The sequence below is a fragment of the Herbaspirillum sp. C9C3 genome (assembly GCF_013359625.1).
Taxonomy (GTDB): Bacteria; Pseudomonadota; Gammaproteobacteria; order Burkholderiales; family Burkholderiaceae_D; genus Herbaspirillum.
The window spans coordinates 99593-117482 of the sequence record NZ_JABFMQ010000012.1; the positions used below are offsets into that span (position 1 = coordinate 99593).

The window sequence follows — 17890 nt, forward strand, 5'->3', positions numbered from 1 at the left end:
GGAAACGCAGACCGGTGCGAAAAGAATGAAGAAAACTGCAATGCAACGGGAAAAGAACTGCCCGTCATCAAACCTCGTCGTCCGAATCCTTGGCGCGAGTGGCGTTGGCTTCGTCGATCAGGCGCGACATTTCAATGCCGCGTGCGGTCGAGTTGTCATGCACGAAATGCAGTTCCGGCAGGGTGTGGATGGTCAGCCTGCGGCCCAGCTGGGTGCGCAGGTAACCGCCCGCCGCGCGCAGGCCGGCCAGGGTGTTCTTGATCGCGTCCGGGTTGTCCACCAGCGTGGTGAAGAAGACCTTGGCGTGCGCGTAGTCCGGGGTGACCTGCACTTCGGTAATGGTGATCATGCCCACCCGCGGATCCTTCAGCTCGAAGGCGATCAACTCCGACAGATCGCGCTGGATCTGGTCGGCGACGCGCAAGCCGCGTCCGGGAATGGATTTGCTGTGTTTTGCCATGCTTTAAAAAAACAATCCGCCGATGGCGTGGCGGGAGGATTCCCGCGTTGCTGCGACGGATCTTGCCAGTGAAGCCGACGCATCGCGAACGATACGCCGGCGTATTGCATTACAGGGTACGGGCGACTTCCTGGACTTCGAAGATTTCGAGCTGATCGCCCACTTCGATGTCGTTGTAGCCCTTCAGCGAAAGACCGCACTCGAAGCCCGACTTGACTTCCTTGACGTCGTCCTTGAAGCGCTTGAGCGAATCCAGTTCGCCGGTCCACACCACCACGTTGTTGCGCAGCAGGCGCACTTGCGAGCCACGCTTGACCAGGCCTTCGAGCACGTAGCAGCCGGCGATCGAGCCGACCTTGCTGACCACGAACACCTGGCGGATTTCCACCAGGCCCAGCGCCTGTTCGCGCTTTTCCGGGGAGAGCATGCCCGACATCGCGGCCTTCACCTCGTCCACTGCATCATAGATGATGTTGTAGTAACGGATGTCCACGCCCGAGGCTTCGGCCAGCTTGCGTGCCGACGCATCGGCACGGGTGTTGAAGCCGATGATGACGGCCTTCGAAGCGACTGCCAGGTTGACGTCGTTTTCGCTGATGCCGCCCACTGCAGCGTGCACCACCTGGACGCGCACTTCGGCGGTCGACAGCTTCTGCAGCGACTGCACCAGAGCTTCCTGGGAACCTTGCACGTCGGTCTTGATGATCATCGGCAGGTTCTTGACCTCGCCTTCGGTCATCTGGTCGAACATGTTTTCCAGCTTGGCAGCCTGCTGCTTGGCCAGCTTCACGTCGCGGAACTTGCCCTGGCGGAACAGGCCGATTTCACGCGCCTTGCGCTCGTCGGTCATGACCACCACTTCTTCACCGGCGGAGGGCACTTCGGTCAGGCCCTGGATTTCCACCGGCAGGGACGGGCCTGCCTCGGCGATGTTCTTGCCGTTTTCGTCCAGCATCGCACGCACACGGCCGTAGGCCGAACCCGCCAGCACGACGTCGCCGCGCTTCAAGGTACCGGACTGCACCAGGATCGTTGCCACCGGGCCGCGGCCCTTGTCCAGCTTGGCTTCGATCACCAGGCCACGGGCCGGCACATCCACCGGTGCCTTCAGTTCCAGCACTTCGGCTTGCAGCAGCACGTTTTCCAGCAGCGAGTCGATGCCTTCGCCGGTCTTGGCGGAGACGGCGATGAACGGGGCATCGCCACCGTATTCTTCCGGCACCACTTCTTCGGCGATCAGTTCCTGCTTGACGCGGTCGGGGTTGGCACCCGGCTTGTCGATCTTGTTGATGGCTACCACCAGCGGTACACCGCCGGCCTTGGCGTGGGCGATCGCTTCCTTGGTCTGGGGCATGACGCCGTCGTCGGCGGCCACCACCAGAATCACGATGTCGGTTGCCTTGGCACCGCGGGCACGCATGGCGGTGAACGCCTCGTGGCCCGGGGTATCCAGGAAGGTGATCATGCCGCGCGGGGTTTCCACGTGGTAGGCGCCGATGTGCTGGGTAATGCCACCGGCTTCACCCGAGGCCACCTTGGTGCGGCGGATGTAGTCCAGCAGCGAGGTCTTGCCGTGGTCGACGTGACCCATGACGGTAACCACCGGTGCGCGCGGCAGGGCCTCGGCGTCACCATGTTCTTCACCCTCGACCAGCAGGGCTTCCGGATCGTCCAGCTTGGCGGCGTGGGCGCGGTGGCCCATTTCTTCCACCACGATCATCGCGGTTTCCTGATCCAGCACCTGGTTGATGGTGACCATCTGGCCCAGCTTCATCAGGTGCTTGATGACTTCGGAAGCCTTGACTGCCATCTTGTGGGCCACTTCGGCCACGGTGATGGTTTCGGGCACGTAGACATCGTGCACCACGGCTTCGGTCGGCACCTGGAAGTTGCTTTCGCGCTGGTCGTCGCCGTGCGAGTGACGACGGCCCTTGGGGCCGGCACGCCAGCCATCGCGACCACCACCACCGGTGGCGCCGCGCGACTTCATGCCGCCGGTGCCACGCTTCTTGGCATCGTCCTGCCAGGTGGAGGAGACATTGGCCGACTTGATCGACTTCTTGTCTGCCGCCACGGCGGGCTTCTTGTCATCCTTCTTCTCGCCCGGCTTGGCCGCGGTCGCCGGCTTGTGCAGCGTGCCTTCCGAGGTCTTGGCCGGGGCCGGTGTGGGTTCCGGTGCCTTGATGACGCGACGCGGCGCATTCATCATGGCCTTGATCTGGGCCACTTCGTCTTCCACGGCCTTGCGCGCACGATCTGCGGCAGCAGCGCGGTCAGCGGCTTCCTTGGCGGCAGCTTCGGCCTTTTTCTTCGCTTCCTCAGCAGCAGCGCGCTTTTTTTCTTCAGCGGCCGGATCGGCGGCAGGGGCCGGCGCAGCAGCGGCAGCCTTCGAGCTGGCAGCAGCAGCCTTGGCCTTCTCGGCTTCGGCAGCAGCTGCGGCGGCTTCGGCAGCCTGGCGCTTGGCTTCGGCTTCGGCTTCTTCGCGAGCACGTTGCTGTTCCAGCTCGGCAGCCTTGGCCTGGGCGGCGCGTTCGGCCTCCAGCTGGGCCAGACGCTCTTGCTGGGCCTTCAGTTCGGCCTGACGGCGAGCCTCTTCCTGCTCACGTTCCTGCGCCTCGATGGCCGGATCGCGCTGAGGCGCCGCAGCACGTGCTGCGGACTCGTCGACGCCGGGCTCGTCACGCTTGATGAAGGTACGCTTCTTGCGCACTTCCACCTGGATCGTGCGCGATTTGCCGGTCGCATCGGCCTGCTTGATCTCGGTGGTTTCCTTGCGGGTCAGCGTGATCTTTTTCTTCTCGCCTTCCGGCGCGGCCCCGCGCGAACGGCGCAGGTGTTCAAGCAGGCGGTCCTTGTCTTCCTTCGACAGGGAATCGGATGCAGAGCTCTTCTCGACACCGGCCGAACGCAGCTGGGTCAACAGCAGGTCAGCAGGCATCTTAAGCTCGGTGGCAAATTGGGCAACGTTGTTACTCGCCATTCAGTCCTCTTTTCTATGTGGCTCGGCAGATGATGTGGAGACGCTCCGCTTTTCAGCGGCCTTCGACAGCGCTCCATGCCTTGGCCTGCAGGGCCTTGGCGCGCTCATCGTATTTGGAATCGATGAGCTTCATTTCATCGTCGGTCACATCTTCAAATGCATTTTCAATCAGTTGGCGCGCGCGCTCGGAAGGCAGGGCCAGGATCGCGCCGAATTCGTCATAAGCCAGGCCGGCAAAGGCCGGCAGCGTCTTCACACCCGCCAGACCCAGCTTGCCAGCCAGCACACGGTCCAGGCCTTCGAAGTTGATCAGTTCCTCTTCCATGCCTTCCAGGCCTTCTTCGGAGGCGATCGCTTCGGTCACCAGGGCGTCGCGCGAGCGGTTGCGCAGCTCATTGACGGTCTCTTCGTCGAACGATTCGATCTCGAGCATCTCGTTGATCGGCACGTAGGCGATTTCTTCCAGGGTCGAGAAACCTTCCTCGACCAGGATGTCGGCCACTTCCTGGTCGACATCGAGCTTTTCCATGAACAGCTTGCGGATCAGCGCGGTTTCGGCCGCCGACTTGTCAGCCGATTCCTCGGCCGTCATGATGTTGATCTGCCAGCGGGTCAGTTCGGCTGCCAGACGCACGTTCTGGCCGCCGCGACCGATGGCGATGGCGAGGTTTTCTTCATCCACCACCACATCCATGGCGTGCTTTTCTTCATCGACCACGATGGAGGTCACGTTGGCCGGGGCCAGCGCACCGATGACGAACTGCGCCGGATCTTCCGACCACAGCACGATGTCCACGCGCTCGCCGCCCAGTTCACCGGTGACGGCCTGCACACGCGAACCGCGCATGCCCACGCAGGTACCGATGGGGTCGATGCGCTTGTCGGCGGTGTAGACCGCGATCTTGGCGCGCACACCCGGATCACGGGCAGCCGACTTGATTTCCAGCGAGCCTTGTTCGATTTCCGGCACTTCCAGTTCGAACAGCTTCATGATGAATTCCGGCGCGGTACGCGACAGGATCACCTGCGGGCCACGGGCGCCGCGGTCCACGCGCAGGATGTAGGCACGCACGCGATCACCGATGCGCAGATTCTCCTTGGGGATCATCTGGTCGCGCGGCAGGCGGGCTTCGATCTTGCCGGATTCGATGATGGCGTCACCGCGCTCCATGCGCTTGATGGTGCCGGTCACCAGGGCATCGCCACGGGCCAGGAAGTCCGCCAGGATCTGCTCGCGCTCGGCGTCGCGGATGCGCTGCAGGACGACCTGCTTGGTGTCTTGCGCAAAACGGCGGCCGAATTCAACGGATTCGATCGGATCTTCAATGTATTCGTCGACTTCGATATCGGGGAACTGTTCCTTGGCTTCGAACAGCAGCACTTCCTGGTCAGGCAGTTGCAGGCCGGCTTCATCGGGCACGACGTGCCAGCGGCGGAAGGATTCGAACTCGCCGCTTTCACGGTCGATCGAGACGCGAATGTCGACCTCGCCGTCATAGCGCTTCTTGGTAGCCTGCGCAAGCGCATGCTCCAGTGCGCCGAAGACGACTTCCTTATCGACGTTCTTTTCGCGCGCCAGCGCATCGACCAACAACAAAATTTCGCGACTCATCCTTTGCGACTCCTAAAATCGACCTGCGGCACCAGGTGTGCCTTATCCACATCGGCCAGCGTGAAATTCAACACGGCGGCCGACCCATCGTTTGCTTCAAATTCCAATACCAGTTCCTCGCCTTCCGGTTCGCGCAGCACGCCTTCATAGGTCTTGCGGTTGGACGTACCGGGCAGCGGCACGCGCAACTTGACCACGGCTTCGCAATCCACGAAACGCACGAAGTCAGTGAACTTCTTCAGGGGGCGATCCAGCCCGGGCGAGGAGACTTCCAGGCGTTCATACAGCACGTTTTCCACGGTGAAGACGTGCAACAGCTGATGCGTCGCCTTCTCGCAATCCTCGACGGTGATCGAACGCGCTTCTTCTGCTTCGGGGTCGAACGGAAAATCGATGAAGACACGCACCAGACCGCGCTGCGCCTTCTCGAACTCAACCAGTTCGTAGCCCAGGCCCGCGAGGGTGGATTCGATCAGCTCCAGCAATTGCAAGACTATTTCTCCATCAGGATGCCGGTTTGCCAGCGCGGGCAAAGCAGACATCTAAAATTGATCAGCAAAAAAAAAAATGGGCATCTGCCCATCTTTTGTTATCTCACGCAACGCGAGATCACACATCACGCGAACCACCGTACTTCCATCGATCATGGCGCAGGCGGATCTATCAATGATTTATCACATATGCGATTCGCGGCAGGTTGCGTTTAACTAACATATTATAACCGATTCAGGTATCCACAGCAAATCCGGAATCATGTCAAATAGGATTGCAGTGCCAAAAACGTCCATAAAAAACGTCATTGCTGCATTTCAAGCGTCACGGGTAGTGTAAAGAAGCTCTTGCCCGCCCCGACATTGCCGACAGGCAAGAACGTCATCAACGACCGCCGCGCCGGCGATTCATGCCCGGCAGGCCACCCAGCATGAAGTTGGGGGCACTGTTGCCACCGCGCTGGGGACGATTGCCGCGACGCTGGTTGCCGGCATCCGGGAAGCCCAGTGCGGTCTGCAGCGGATCAGGCTGGCGGCTCTTGGGCTGACCGCCCTTGTTGCCACCACCATAACCTGCTCCATTGCCCCCGCCATTGCCATAGTTGCCACCCTGGTTGCCGAAGTTGCCGCCATTGCGCCCCTTCTGCGGACCCTTGTTCTGCATGGCGTTGCCGCGCGGGCCGTTGTTCTGGCCGCGACCGGCGTGACCGGCATTGCCGGACTTGGCTTCCCCGGCCTGCTTTTCCAGACCACAGGCGGCCATCAGGTTGCGCACGGCGTTTTCTTCCAGCTCTTCCCAACGACCACGCTTCAGGGTCTGCGGCAAGGTCATGGCACCGTAACGGGTACGGATCAGGCGCGACACGGTCAGGCCGACCGCTTCAAACATGCGGCGCACTTCACGGTTGCGGCCTTCGCCGATGGTCACGCGATACCACTTGTTCACACCTTCGCCACCGCCATCGGCGATGCGCGAGAACTGCGCCGGACCGTCATCGAGCTCCACGCCCGACAGCAGCTTCTGGCGCATGCCCTCTTCCAGCTCGCCCAGGGTACGCACGGCGTATTCACGCTCGATGTTGTAGCGCGGGTGCATCAGGCGATTGGCCAGGTCACCGGAGGTGGTGAAGAGCAGCAAACCTTCGGTATTGAAGTCGAGGCGCCCCACGGCCAGCCACTTGCCAGCGTTCATGGTCGGCAGGCGATCGAACACCGAGCTGCGACCTTCCGGATCGGCATGGCTGACGATCTCGCCCGAGGGCTTGTGATAGACCAGCACGCGCGGCGGACGCTTGCTCACCTTGCGCTGGATCAGCTTGCCGTTGATGCGCACGGCATCGGTGGGCAGGATGCGCTGACCGATATGGGCCGGCTCGCCATTGACCGATACGCGGCCGGCAACGATGAGCTCTTCCATGTCGCGGCGCGAACCCAGACCGGCATCGGCCAGCACCTTGTGCAGCTTGGGCGCATCGTCCTCGGCGGTCAGGTCGCGACGGCCATTCTTGCCGCGCATCTGGTGCGGCTGACGGCCACCGGCCTTGGCGCCCTCGTCGCGGTCATACGCTTCCGAGGTCACGTAGGAGAAGATGTCATCGACCGGTTCGGCCGAACGCAGGCCCAGTTGCGGGGCCTTGGGCTTCTTGCCGTTCTTCTCGAAATTCTTTTTGCCTTGCTGGCCAGGCTGACCGCCATGAGCGCCATGACCATTGTTCTTGCCGAACTGGCCGCGCGGCTGGCGTTCGACGGCGGGAGCGACATCGCCCTCGCTCTTGCCATGCACCGGTGCGGCCTCGGCACCACCGGCGGCGGCACGCTGGGCGGCGCGATTGTTGCGCAAGGCACGCGGACCACGCACGCCACGGCGGGCCGGTTTGGCGCGATTGGGATCGACCGGGGCATCCAGCAGCACCGGCGGGGCAACCACTTCCTCACCGACGGTGACGATGACCTTGGGCAATTCGGCCACCGGAGCCGATACCGGCGCGGCCACCTCAGGCGCTGCCGCCTTGGGCTTGGCAGCGCGCTTGGGCTTGGCCGGCGCGGCAGGTGCAGGCTCCATGGCCAGGCTCATCTGAGCCGCGGCCTCGGCGACGGGGGCGTCTGCCACCACATCGGCCTTCCTGGTACGCGGCTTGGTGACGCGCGGTTTCTTTTCCGGAGCAGGTACGGACTCGGCAGCAGGTGTCTCCACCACTGCCACGGCCGGTGCCGCCGTCTCGGCGCTGAGCTTCTTTGCTCGCGGCGCACGCTTTTTCGGCGCAGCCTCGTCAGCGACGGCTTGCGGCGCGGCCGCGATTGCCTCGACCGGCGCAGCGCCGGCCGCAGGCTTGCGGGTACGCTTCTTCACCGGCTTGTCGGATGCGGCAGCATCGGCCGCGGCCAGGTCGACCTGGGTCTCGTCTTTGGAACTAGTTGGCTTCATTCTTCGAATCTGGATGTGGCGGACGCGCGTCATTTCCCCGCTGATCGGCCCGCTCGGTGGTGTCGTTGTGCTCGCCTGCCGCTTCGTCGGCGGCCTCGATGGCGTCTGTGCCAGTTACGGCAACGTCTTGCTCAAAAGGTTCTTGCGCTTCTGGGGAAGCGTCTTCACTGCCTGCAGCGCGCTCTTCCCCGGTGGCGGCTGCGCTATCGGACTGCTCTACATCCTCTGCGGCGATATCCCCGGACCGGGCCGCTTGGGCCTCGGCGCCAGGCACCTCGTCTTCTTCCTGCGCCTGCTCTGCCAGCGCCGCCACCCCGCCCTCGAGGGCCTGCAATTCCAGCAGCGCACCCTGGGCAGCAGCTTCACCGCTGACCTGCTGCAGCGGAGGCAATTCTTCCAGCGAACTCAGGCCCAGGTCATCCAGGAACTTGCGCGTAGTGGCAAACAGCGCCGGTCGCCCCGGCACGTCACGGTGGCCGATCGATTCAATCCAGCCCCGGTCTTCCAGCATGCGGATGGTCTGCGTATTGACGGCCACCCCGCGAATCTCTTCGATGTCGCCGCGCGTGACCGGCTGGCGGTAAGCGATAATGGCCAGCGTTTCCAGCGTGGCGCGGGTGTACTTGGGCGGCTTCTCCGGATTCAGGCGTTCCAGGTAGACCTTCATTTCCTTGCGGCTCTGGAAGCGCCAGCCCGTCGACAGGCTGACCACTTCCACCCCCTTGTCGGCCCATTCGGTGCGCAGTTCATCGAGCATCTGCCGGATCATCTCGGCGTTGATGTCGCTGCTCTCTTCGCTCTCGGGATCGACGTACAGCTTTTTCAGGTCATTGATCGACAGGGGCTCATGCGTGCAAAGCAATGCAGTTTCGAGGACTTTCTTGGCCTCAGCAATATTCATGTACCACTCTTGTGCGTCTTGTTGTTAACAAAGTTCGGCTTGCAGCAGGTCTCCGGCGCTACGGCTGCAGTCCGCCCGTCCGGCAGCGAAAGCCGAAACAGGCCGGGTGCGGCAAGTCTTGCGCAGTGCTGGATGCGGCGGCGCTGCCTTCCGGTGTTTGGAGATTGAATGAGCTGGAATCTAAGACCCGGGCAAATCGGCGTCGCGGAGGACTCGCGCTTTCGCAAAGCCGTCATGTCGCGGGGTTGCGGACGGCCGACCTGCACCTTTTCAACTACCGGCCTTGCGTCATGGAGCCTTTGTTGGCCGCACAGGCTGCGGCGGTCGGGGCGCAAGGCATCAAAAGTACTAGGCGGAGTGTAGCACAAAGATTTGCGGGGATGCAGCCTGTTGCAGCCTGCGGACAATTATTTCCATGACCATTACCGGGCGCTTCCCGCCTGCCGGGTCAGCCAGGCCGTGAAATCCTCGACCGTCATGGGCTTGCCAAAGAGATAACCCTGTACCTCGTCACAGGCATTTTCCTTCAGGAAAGCATATTGCTCTTCATCCTCCACTCCCTCGGCGATGACGCGCAGGTTCAGGATATGGGCCAGCGATATGACGGCCTTGACGATGGCTGCGCTGTCAGCATCGCGCGCAATGTCGCGTACGAAGGACTTGTCGATCTTCAGGGCGTCGACCGGGAAGCGGCGCAGATAGGAGAGGCTGGAATAGCCGGTGCCGAAATCATCGACAGAAATCTGCAGACCCAGGCGCTTCAAGGCATGCAGGGTCGCCACGCTCTTCTCGGCATCTTTCATGACCACGTTCTCGGTGATCTCCAGTTCAAGACAGGAGGCCGCCAGGCCGCTCTGCTCCAGTACGCCGGCGACGAACTCCGGCAAGCTCTGGTTGAGCTGCCGTGGCGAGAGGTTGACCGCCACCGGTATCGTCGGCAGCCCGGCCTCCTGCCAGCGCTTGTTCTGGTGGCAGGCGCTGCGCAGCACCCACTCCCCGATGGGCAGGATCAGCCCGGCTTCTTCAGCGAACGGAATGAAGCGGTCCGGCGGCACCATGCCCTGCTCCGGCGACTGCCAGCGGATCAGCGCCTCGGCGCCGATGACACTGCCATCCTTGAGGCTCAGCTTGGGCTGGTAGTAGAGCTTGAACTCGTCCTGATCCAGCGCACGGCGCAGGTTGATCAGCATTTCCAGACGATTGCTGACCTGCGTGTCCATCCAGGGCGCAAAGAACTGGAAGTTGTTGCGCCCCTGCTCCTTGGCGCGATACATGGCTGAATCGGCCTGCTTCAACAGGGTCTCGACATCCTTGCCATCGATAGGATAGCGGCTGACCCCGATGCTGGCGGTGACCTGGAACTCGCGATCGCCAGCCTGCCAGGGGCGCGCCACCGCCGCCAGGATACGCTGCATCACCTCGGCGATGCCGAACTCGCCGCCGGTCTGGTTTTGCAACACCAGCACGAATTCATCGCCACCCTGGCGCGCCACCATGTCGGTATCGCGCAGGCAGGCTTGCAGGCGCTGTGCCACGGTCTTGAGAAGTTCATCACCGACCTGGTGGCCCAGGCTGTCATTGATGAACTTGAACTGGTCCAGATCCACGAACACCACCGCCGTCAGCCCGCCCTTCTGGCGCGCCGCCTGAATGGCGCGCTGCAGATGCTCGTGCAGCATGTTGCGGTTGGGCAATCCGGTGAGCGCATCGTGGGTCGCGTGGTGGCGCATCTCGGCTTCATAGAGCTTGCGCTCGGTGATGGCTTCGACGGTGCCTTCATAACAAACCAGGGTGCCGCCATCGTCATAGACGGCACGGGCGTTCTCGGAGATCCAGATGATGTCGCCATCACGCCGGTACACGCGCGACTCGAAATTGGAGACCGAGCCCTGCTGCTCCATGAGCCGCATGAATTCGCTACGCCGCTCCGGCTCCACATACAACTGATGGCGAATGTCGCGCAGACCGACGATCAGGTCTTCCGGCGAGTGGTAGCCGTAAATGCGTGCCAGCGCCGGGTTGACGGCGATGTAGGTGCCATCGGGCGTGGTCTGGAAGACCCCTTCGATGGCGTTCTCGAAGATGCTGCGATAGCGGCGCTCAGCTTCCTGCAATGCCTGTGCGGCCTCCTTGCGCTCGGTCACATCCTGCAGGAAGCCTTCCATGGCCTCCACCGCGCCGGCGGCGTTGTACAGCCCCACCCCGCGCTCCCACACCCAGCGCAGGCTGCCGTCGGCATGCACGATGCGATATTCGATGTCGATGCGGCGCCGCTCGCGCATGCAGAGATCGATGTGGCTGCGCACCATCGCGCGGTCTTCGGGATGCGTCAGTTGCAGAAAAGAAATGCGGCTGTTGAGCAACAGGTCCTCCGGCGTGTAGCCGGTCAGGGCGTAGCAGCCTTCACTGACGAATTCCAGGGTCCAGTGAGCATCGTCGCGGCAGCGGTAGACCATGCCGTCAAGGTTGGCCAGCAGTGTCTCCAGCAGTCTCGGCGGACGCGCCATGACCACCACCGACTGGCTCTGCGTGGCGTCCTGGCGGCACAATGCCCTGGCCGCAGGGCGCGAGGAGGAGGAAGAGGCCGCCAATGCGCCTCGTGAAGCAACTGTTTTCATAACGACATCGTGTCTCTGGCCTCTGGTGTGCAGGCTGGCTGTGATGGTGCGGTTGGCCCGGGTGCCGGGCACCGGTTCCCCACGGTGCCTGACTGGAAGATTCATCAAAGCAATAAGGATGCCACTGCGCAAGCAGCGGGCCTGAGAAGCGGCACACAGAGCAGTTCGCCAGAATCGGCCGGAAAAACCCTTCACTTCATCGCGCACTACGGTTGAGCGCGGGCGGTAGAATCCATGCAAACCCGCCCACCGACCGCACCGGCCGGTGCAGGTTTCCTCATGACAACTAGCGGACTCTTCTATGTGGGCAAATCGGTATTTCGTGTTCTGGTCAGTGCTCGTGCTGACTGCAGTCTTGCTGGCCCTGGCGGCCACCCATGGCCTGGGCTGGGGCTGGGCGCTCATTCCCCTGGTATTGAGCGTCATCGGCGTCCACGACCTGGTGCAGCGACGCCATGCGGTCTTGCGCAACTATCCGCTGATCGGCCACTTCCGCTTCCTGTTCGAGGCCATCCGGCCGGAACTGCGCCAGTATTTCTTCGAAGATGAAATGGATGGCCGCCCCTTCTCGCGCAAGAAGCGCAGCGTGGTCTACCAGCGTGCCAAGGCCGATGTCGACAGCCGCCCCTTCGGCACCGAGCTGGACATGCAGCAGGCCGGCCATGAATGGATAGGCCATTCACTCTCCCCCACCAAGATCGCCAGCCATGACTTCCGCGTCGTCGTCGGGGCCGACCGCGCCCAGCCGTATTCGATGTCGGTCTTCAACGTCTCGGCCATGAGCTTCGGCTCGCTTTCGGCCAATGCCATCCGTGCGCTCAACCAGGGCGCCAAAAAGGGCAATTTCGCCCACGACACCGGCGAAGGCTCGGTCTCCGAATACCATCGCGAATTCGGCGGCGACCTGGTGTGGCAGATCGCCTCGGGCTATTTCGGCTGTCGCAATGCGGATGGCAGCTTCAATGAAGAGAAATTCACCGTCCAGGCGCAGTCGTCACAGATCAAGATGATCGAGGTGAAGCTTTCACAAGGCGCCAAGCCGGGCCACGGCGGCGTGCTGCCGGCGGCCAAGATCACCCCCGAGATCGCCGCCACGCGCGGCATTCCGATGGGTGTGGACTGCATCTCGCCGGCCGTGCACTCGTCCTTCTCCACGCCGATCGGACTGCTGGAATTCATCGAGAAGCTGCGCGGGATGTCCGGCGGCAAGCCGGTCGGCATCAAACTGTGCGTGGGACACCCCTGGGAATTCTTCGGCATCGCCAAGGCCATGTTGAAGACCGGCATCGTGCCCGACTTCATTACGGTGGATGGCTCCGAAGGCGGTACCGGTGCGGCGCCGCTGGAATTCGTGGACCACGTCGGCATGCCGTTGCAGGAGGGGCTGCTGATGGTGCACAACACCCTGACGGGCATCGGCCTGCGCGACAAGGTCAAGATCGGCGCCAGCGGCAAGATCATCACCGCCTTCGATGTGGCGCGCACACTGGCACTGGGAGCGGACTGGTGCAATTCGGCGCGCGGCTTCATGTTCGCCCTGGGCTGCATCCAGTCGCAGAGCTGCCATACCGATCGCTGCCCGACGGGCGTGGCGACCCAGAATGCCCAGCGCGCCCGCGCCCTGGTGGTGCCGGACAAGGCCGAGCGCGTCTTCCGCTTCCACCAGAGCACCCTGCACGCGCTGCAGGAGCTGGTGCAGGCAGCCGGTCTGCCGCACACCTCGGCGCTGCGGCCGCATCACATCGTGCGGCGCATCAACGACCATGAGATCCAGCTCATGTCCAACGTGCTGAAGTATCTGCAGCCCAACGATTTGCTGGAAGGCAATTATCGTTATCGGGTCTACGAAAAGTTCTGGCCGATTGCCCGTGCGGAAAGCTTCCATCCGGAATTTTGAAGAAAGCTTCATCTCCCCGGACAAACAAAAACCCGCAGTTCAACCGAGCTGCGGGTTTTTCAATGCTGCCAGCCTGATCTTGCCGGGATGGACAGGGGTAGGGCTTATTTGCGCTTCATGAAGAAGATGAACTCGTGTTCATCATTCTGCGATTGCTCCAGCAGATCGTTGCCGGTCTGCTTGGCGAAGGCCTGGAAATCGCGCACCGAACCGGTATCGGTGGCGGTCACCCTGAGCACCTGGCCACTGGCCATGTCCGCCAGGGCTTTCTTGGTCTTGAGGATGGGCAGCGGACAGTTCAGACCGCGCGCATCGAGTTCCCGGTGAAATTGGATGGTCATTACTTCGACTCAAAATGGATCACGACGAAAACGATTTTACTGCAAAATGCGCCGACTTGATGCGTTGCACAAGTTCTGTTGTTTTCGCCGCACTAGGCTTGTGCAAAAGCAAGAAGAACATGTGCCACGATGGAACGGTTCGTCTTGTCTTGTCTACCCGCTTACTTCAGGACCTGGGGTGTTTCGATCGGCGTGCTTGACCCGGCAAATTCGACGTACTGTACCGGCAGCGCACGCCGCCGCATCCAGTCCGCGACGGCATGGCCGGTCCCGGCAGGCCAGGGGCGCAGGTCGGCCGGGGCTGTCAGACGATATTCCAGCAGCTCCGGAGAAAGCCTGATGGTGCCGCTCGCCTTCACGTAGTACGCAATGATCAGCTCGTTCTTGCGCATGAATTCATAGACGCCGATCAACTCGATCTCCTGGGCGTCCAGGTCGGTCTCTTCCTTCAGTTCCCGGGCGATCCCCTGTTCAGGGGTTTCGTCGCGTTCCATGAAACCGGTGATGAGCGCAAAACGCCCTTCGGCCCAGGCGGCATTGCGCGCAGTGAGCATCTTGCCGTCGATCTCCACCAGCGCGGCCAGCACCGGCAGGGGGTTGTCCCAATGGGTCCAGTGGCCATCAGGACAGGCCAGCCGGACCTTGCCGGCCTCGCCTTCATCGGCGCGCAGCACCAGCGATGCCGCGCAGACCGGACAAAACTTGAACTCGCTCATGCGCGCTCCGGGTCAGGGCCGTTGAACATTACAGCTTGGACTGAACCCAGCCGGCCACACCCTGCAGCGCACCCGGCAGAGCCGCCGGCTCGGTGCCGCCCGCCTGGGCCATGTCCGGACGACCGCCACCCTTGCCGCCGACCTGCTGGGCAACGAAGTTGACCAGTTCACCGGCCTTGACCTTGGCGGTAGCGTCCGCAGTCACGCCCGCGATCAGGCTGACCTTGCCATCCTTGACGCTGCCCAGCACGATGGCGGCGGTCTTGAGCTTGTCCTTCAACTTGTCCATGGTCTCGCGCAGGGTGGCGACGTCAGCGCCTTCCAGCGTGGCCGCCAGGACCTTGATGCCGTTGATGTCGACCGCCTGGCTGACCAGTTCGTCGCCCTGGCTGGAAGCCAGCTTGGACTTCAGTGAAGCCAGTTCCTTTTCCAGCGCCTTGACTTGGTCCTGCACCTGGCCGATGCGCGGCAGCAGTTCTTCCGGCTGGGTCTTGAGCGCCGCAGCGGCTTCGGCCACGCGGGTCGAGAGCGACTGCACCAGCGCCAGCGCGCCTTCGCCGGTGACGGCTTCAACGCGGCGGATACCAGCGGCCACGCCCCCTTCGGAGACGATCTTGAACAGGCCGATGTCACCGGTACGGGTGACGTGGGTACCGCCGCACAGTTCGGTGGAAGTACCGATGGAGAGCACACGCACCTGGTCGCCGTACTTTTCGCCGAACAGCGCCATGGCGCCAGCGGCGATGGCATCGTCGTAGCCCATCAGCCGGGCGCCGGTGGCGACGTTGGCCAGCACTTCGCGGTTGACGATGTCTTCCACGCGGCGGATTTCGTCGGCGGTCATCGGGGCGTTGTGGCTGAAGTCGAAACGCGTCTTGTCGGCATCGACCAGCGACCCCTTCTGCGACACGTGCGAACCCAGCACTTCGCGCAGGGCCTTGTGCATCAGGTGGGTGGCCGAGTGGTTGCGCATGGTGCGGGCGCGCTGGTCGGCATCGACCTTGGCCTCGACGGCGTCGCCGATGGCCAGGCTGCCCTTGATCAACTGGCCGTGATGACCGAACACCTCGGCCTGGATCTTTTGCGTATCGGCTACGGCGAAGAGGCCATTGGCCGCTTCCAGCGCTCCGGCGTCACCGCACTGACCGCCGGATTCCGCATAGAACGGGGTGGTGTCCAGCACCACGATGGCGTCCTGGCCGGCCTCGATCTTCTGCACCGGGCTGCCGGCCACGTAGAGGGCCACCACCTTGGCCGACTGGGCCAGCGATTCGTAGCCGACGAAGCGGGTCTTGTCGCCGGTGTATTCAATGGCGGCGGCCATCTTGAACTTGCCGGCGGCGCGGGCGGCGCTCTTCTGGCGTTCCATGGCGGCGGTGAAGCCGGCTTCGTCCAGTTCGACATTGCGCTCGCGGCAGATGTCGGCGGTCAGGTCCAGCGGGAAGCCGTAGGTGTCGTACAGGGTGAAGGCGGTTTCGCCATCGAGCTTGCTGCTGTTGGCGGCCAGCGCGGCTTCCAGAATCTTCATGCCGTGCTCCAGCGTTTCGCCGAAACGTTCTTCTTCCTGCTTCAGCACCATCTCGACACGCTCGGCGGCTTCCGGCAGTTCCGGATAGGCCGCACCCATCTGCACCACCAGGTCCTTGACCAGCTTGTGGAAGAAAGGCTTGGTCTGACCCAGCTTGTGGCCGTGACGCAGCGCGCGGCGGATGATGCGGCGCAGGACGTAGCCACGGCCTTCATTGCCGGGGATCACGCCGTCAACGATCAGGAAGGAGGTGGCACGGATGTGGTCCGCAATCACGCGCAGCGAAGCATTGGAGAGGTCGGTCTCGCCGGTTTCGCGGGCAGCCGCTTTGATCAGCGCCTGGAACAGGTCGATCTCGTAGTTGCTGTGCACGTGTTGCAGGATCGCGGCCAGGCGCTCCAGGCCCATGCCGGTATCGACGCAAGGCGCCGGCAGCGGGGTCAGGGTGTATTCGCCGGTGGCCGGGTCGAGCTGGCGGTCGAACTGCATGAACACGTTGTTCCAGATCTCGATGTAGCGGTCGCCGTCGGCGTCGGGGCTACCCGGGGGGCCGCCCCAGATGTCCGGACCGTGGTCGTAGAAGATCTCCGAGCAAGGACCGCAGGGACCGGTTTCGGCCATCTGCCAGAAGTTGTCGGAGGCGTAGGGTGCGCCCTTGTTGTCGCCGATGCGCACCACGCGCTCGGGCGGCAGGCCGATTTCCTTGGTCCAGATGTCGTAGGCTTCATCATCGGTCTGGTAGACGGTCGCCCAGAGCTTGTCGGCCGGCAGGCCGTAGACCTGGGTCAGCAGTTCCCAGGCCCACTTGAGCGACTCGCGCTTGAAGTAGTCGCCGAAGGACCAGTTGCCCAGCATTTCGAAGAAGGTGTGGTGGCGCGCGGTATAACCGACGTTTTCCAGGTCGTTGTGCTTGCCGCCGGCGCGCAGGCAGCGCTGCACGGAGGCCGCGCGCACGTAGTTGCGCTTGTCGGTGCCCAGGAACACGTCCTTGAACTGAACCATGCCCGAATTGGTGAACAGCAAGGTCGGGTCATTGCCCGGTACCAGGCTGGAGGAGCGGACGATGGTGTGTTCTTTGGATTCAAAGAATTTCAGAAACTTGTCGCGAATTTCGGCTGAGTTCATGTTCGAAGACGGATAAATGGGCCAGATGCTGCCGGTAACGCGCAGATCGGACCCGGATGGGAGTCGGTGCAAAAAACGATTGCGAACCGATGATTATACGTGATCCCGGCCCGGATACGCAGGCCCGGACGCCGTACCACCACGCCCGCCCGGCAGGCCGGGCAGCGCTTCTCCGGAGACGAAAAAAAACCCGCCGGGAAACCCGGGCGGGTTACAGGATCGGCTGACCCGGCATGGCGCGCTACCCTGCGTTGCCGGACCTTAACTGTGTCAGCCCATCCTTCCGGTAAAACCGGGAGCGGGCCGCGCCAGGCGGACCGCCACAAGAAGACCGGGCGATCAGGCGCCCTTGTTGACAGGCATCGTTGCTGCCTTCTTGGCCTTCTTGTGCTTGTGCTTCTTGGCCTTCTTGGCGTGCTTCTTGTGCTTCTTGTGAGCAGGCTTGGCAGCCGGGGCTTCAGCGGCGGGAGCGCCAGCCGGAGCCGGGGCAGGCTGGGCCAGGACCGGCATGGCGAAGGCGGCGACGAGTACGGCAGCCAGCAGTTTGTTGATCTTCATCGTTTTCCTCTATCTCTCAGTGTTGTGTGCTTCCACAAGTCCACCGGCGTGCTCACGGATGCCGGCCTTGTGCCTCCTTAACGCAAGCATTTCTCGACAGGTTGACAACAACTGTCGACTGTCTGCCAGTTATTGCCTTAGGCAGGTGAATCATAGCTAGCGCAGGAGGATTCAGTCCGCCGGTAAGAGTGCAATTTGTCGTTCATTTCCACGCGGCGCGAAGTGAACGATGTGGACA

12 protein-coding genes are annotated in these 17890 nt (G+C 62.7%); 1 reads left to right on the forward strand and 11 read right to left on the reverse strand.

Annotated elements, in window-relative coordinates; translation table 11 throughout:
• Positions 1-67: 67 nt before the first annotated feature.
• From rbfA to HNO82_RS13260, 7 genes are all read right to left on the reverse strand, one after another.
• Positions 68-460 (reverse strand): 30S ribosome-binding factor RbfA, encoded by a 393-nt coding sequence (rbfA, locus tag HNO82_RS13230; protein WP_008331399.1) that lies wholly within the window; start codon positions 458-460, stop codon positions 68-70.
• Between the two features lie 109 nt (positions 461-569).
• The gene (infB, locus tag HNO82_RS13235) at positions 570-3440 is read right to left on the reverse strand and encodes a translation initiation factor IF-2 (protein ID WP_175344032.1); all 2871 of its coding nucleotides are present in this window, start codon (positions 3438-3440) and stop codon (positions 570-572) included.
• 52 nt (positions 3441-3492) lie between these two features.
• The gene (gene nusA, locus HNO82_RS13240) at positions 3493-5052 is read right to left on the reverse strand and encodes a transcription termination factor NusA (protein WP_175344033.1); all 1560 of its coding nucleotides are present in this window, start codon (positions 5050-5052) and stop codon (positions 3493-3495) included.
• Entirely contained in the window at positions 5049-5543 is a 495-nt protein-coding gene (rimP, locus tag HNO82_RS13245) for a ribosome maturation factor RimP (RefSeq protein ID WP_175344034.1), read from the reverse strand. The genes nusA and rimP overlap by 4 nt, the downstream gene beginning before the upstream one ends.
• 385 nt (positions 5544-5928) lie before the next feature.
• The gene (gene rluB / locus HNO82_RS13250) at positions 5929-7968 is read right to left on the reverse strand and encodes a 23S rRNA pseudouridine(2605) synthase RluB (protein ID WP_175344035.1); all 2040 of its coding nucleotides are present in this window, start codon (positions 7966-7968) and stop codon (positions 5929-5931) included.
• A complete protein-coding gene (scpB, locus tag HNO82_RS13255) occupies positions 7955-8869 on the reverse strand; it encodes an SMC-Scp complex subunit ScpB (RefSeq protein WP_175344036.1) in 915 nt (304 codons plus the stop codon). The genes rluB and scpB overlap by 14 nt, the downstream gene beginning before the upstream one ends.
• A gap of 422 nt (positions 8870-9291) precedes the next feature.
• On the reverse strand, positions 9292-11376 hold the full coding sequence (locus HNO82_RS13260; protein WP_175344061.1) for a putative bifunctional diguanylate cyclase/phosphodiesterase: 2085 nt from the start codon (positions 11374-11376) through the stop codon (positions 9292-9294).
• Between the two features lie 412 nt (positions 11377-11788).
• Here HNO82_RS13260 and HNO82_RS13265 point away from each other — a divergent pair, with 412 nt between their 5' ends.
• Positions 11789-13384, forward strand: a complete 1596-nt coding sequence (locus HNO82_RS13265) for an FMN-binding glutamate synthase family protein (protein ID WP_008331414.1) — start codon at positions 11789-11791, stop codon at positions 13382-13384.
• A 104-nt stretch (positions 13385-13488) separates the two neighbouring features.
• Here the strand turns inward: HNO82_RS13265 and HNO82_RS13270 are convergent, their stop codons facing one another.
• The 4 genes from HNO82_RS13270 to HNO82_RS13285 form a co-directional block, all read right to left on the reverse strand.
• Complete coding sequence (locus HNO82_RS13270) at positions 13489-13725, reverse strand: sulfurtransferase TusA family protein (protein WP_006464319.1); 237 nt, start codon at positions 13723-13725, stop codon at positions 13489-13491.
• A gap of 161 nt (positions 13726-13886) precedes the next feature.
• Positions 13887-14441, reverse strand: a complete 555-nt coding sequence (locus HNO82_RS13275) for an NUDIX domain-containing protein (protein WP_175344037.1) — start codon at positions 14439-14441, stop codon at positions 13887-13889.
• A gap of 28 nt (positions 14442-14469) precedes the next feature.
• Positions 14470-17094 (reverse strand): alanine--tRNA ligase, encoded by a 2625-nt coding sequence (gene alaS / locus HNO82_RS13280; RefSeq protein ID WP_175344038.1) that lies wholly within the window; start codon positions 17092-17094, stop codon positions 14470-14472.
• A gap of 339 nt (positions 17095-17433) precedes the next feature.
• Entirely contained in the window at positions 17434-17652 is a 219-nt protein-coding gene (locus HNO82_RS13285) for a hypothetical protein (protein WP_008331427.1), read from the reverse strand.
• Between the last annotated feature and the right edge of the window lie 238 nt (positions 17653-17890).

Bases quoted from the DNA above. Each gene is read 5' to 3' on its own strand.
- rluB (WP_175344035.1), bottom strand. From the start codon at position 7,968: ATGAAGCCAACTAGTTCCAAAGACGAGACCCAGGTCGACCTGGCCGCG.
- nusA (WP_175344033.1), bottom strand. From the start codon at position 5,052: ATGAGTCGCGAAATTTTGTTGTTGGTCGATGCGCTGGCGCGCGAAAAG.
- HNO82_RS13270 (WP_006464319.1), bottom strand. From the start codon at position 13,725: ATGACCATCCAATTTCACCGGGAACTCGATGCGCGCGGTCTGAACTGT.
- HNO82_RS13275 (WP_175344037.1), bottom strand. From the start codon at position 14,441: ATGAGCGAGTTCAAGTTTTGTCCGGTCTGCGCGGCATCGCTGGTGCTG.
- infB (WP_175344032.1), bottom strand. From the start codon at position 3,440: ATGGCGAGTAACAACGTTGCCCAATTTGCCACCGAGCTTAAGATGCCT.
- HNO82_RS13260 (WP_175344061.1), bottom strand. From the start codon at position 11,376: ATGGCGCGTCCGCCGAGACTGCTGGAGACACTGCTGGCCAACCTTGAC.
- alaS (WP_175344038.1), bottom strand. From the start codon at position 17,094: ATGAACTCAGCCGAAATTCGCGACAAGTTTCTGAAATTCTTTGAATCC.
- HNO82_RS13265 (WP_008331414.1), top strand. From the start codon at position 11,789: ATGTGGGCAAATCGGTATTTCGTGTTCTGGTCAGTGCTCGTGCTGACT.
- scpB (WP_175344036.1), bottom strand. From the start codon at position 8,869: ATGAATATTGCTGAGGCCAAGAAAGTCCTCGAAACTGCATTGCTTTGC.
- HNO82_RS13285 (WP_008331427.1), bottom strand. From the start codon at position 17,652: ATGAAGATCAACAAACTGCTGGCTGCCGTACTCGTCGCCGCCTTCGCC.
- rbfA (WP_008331399.1), bottom strand. From the start codon at position 460: ATGGCAAAACACAGCAAATCCATTCCCGGACGCGGCTTGCGCGTCGCC.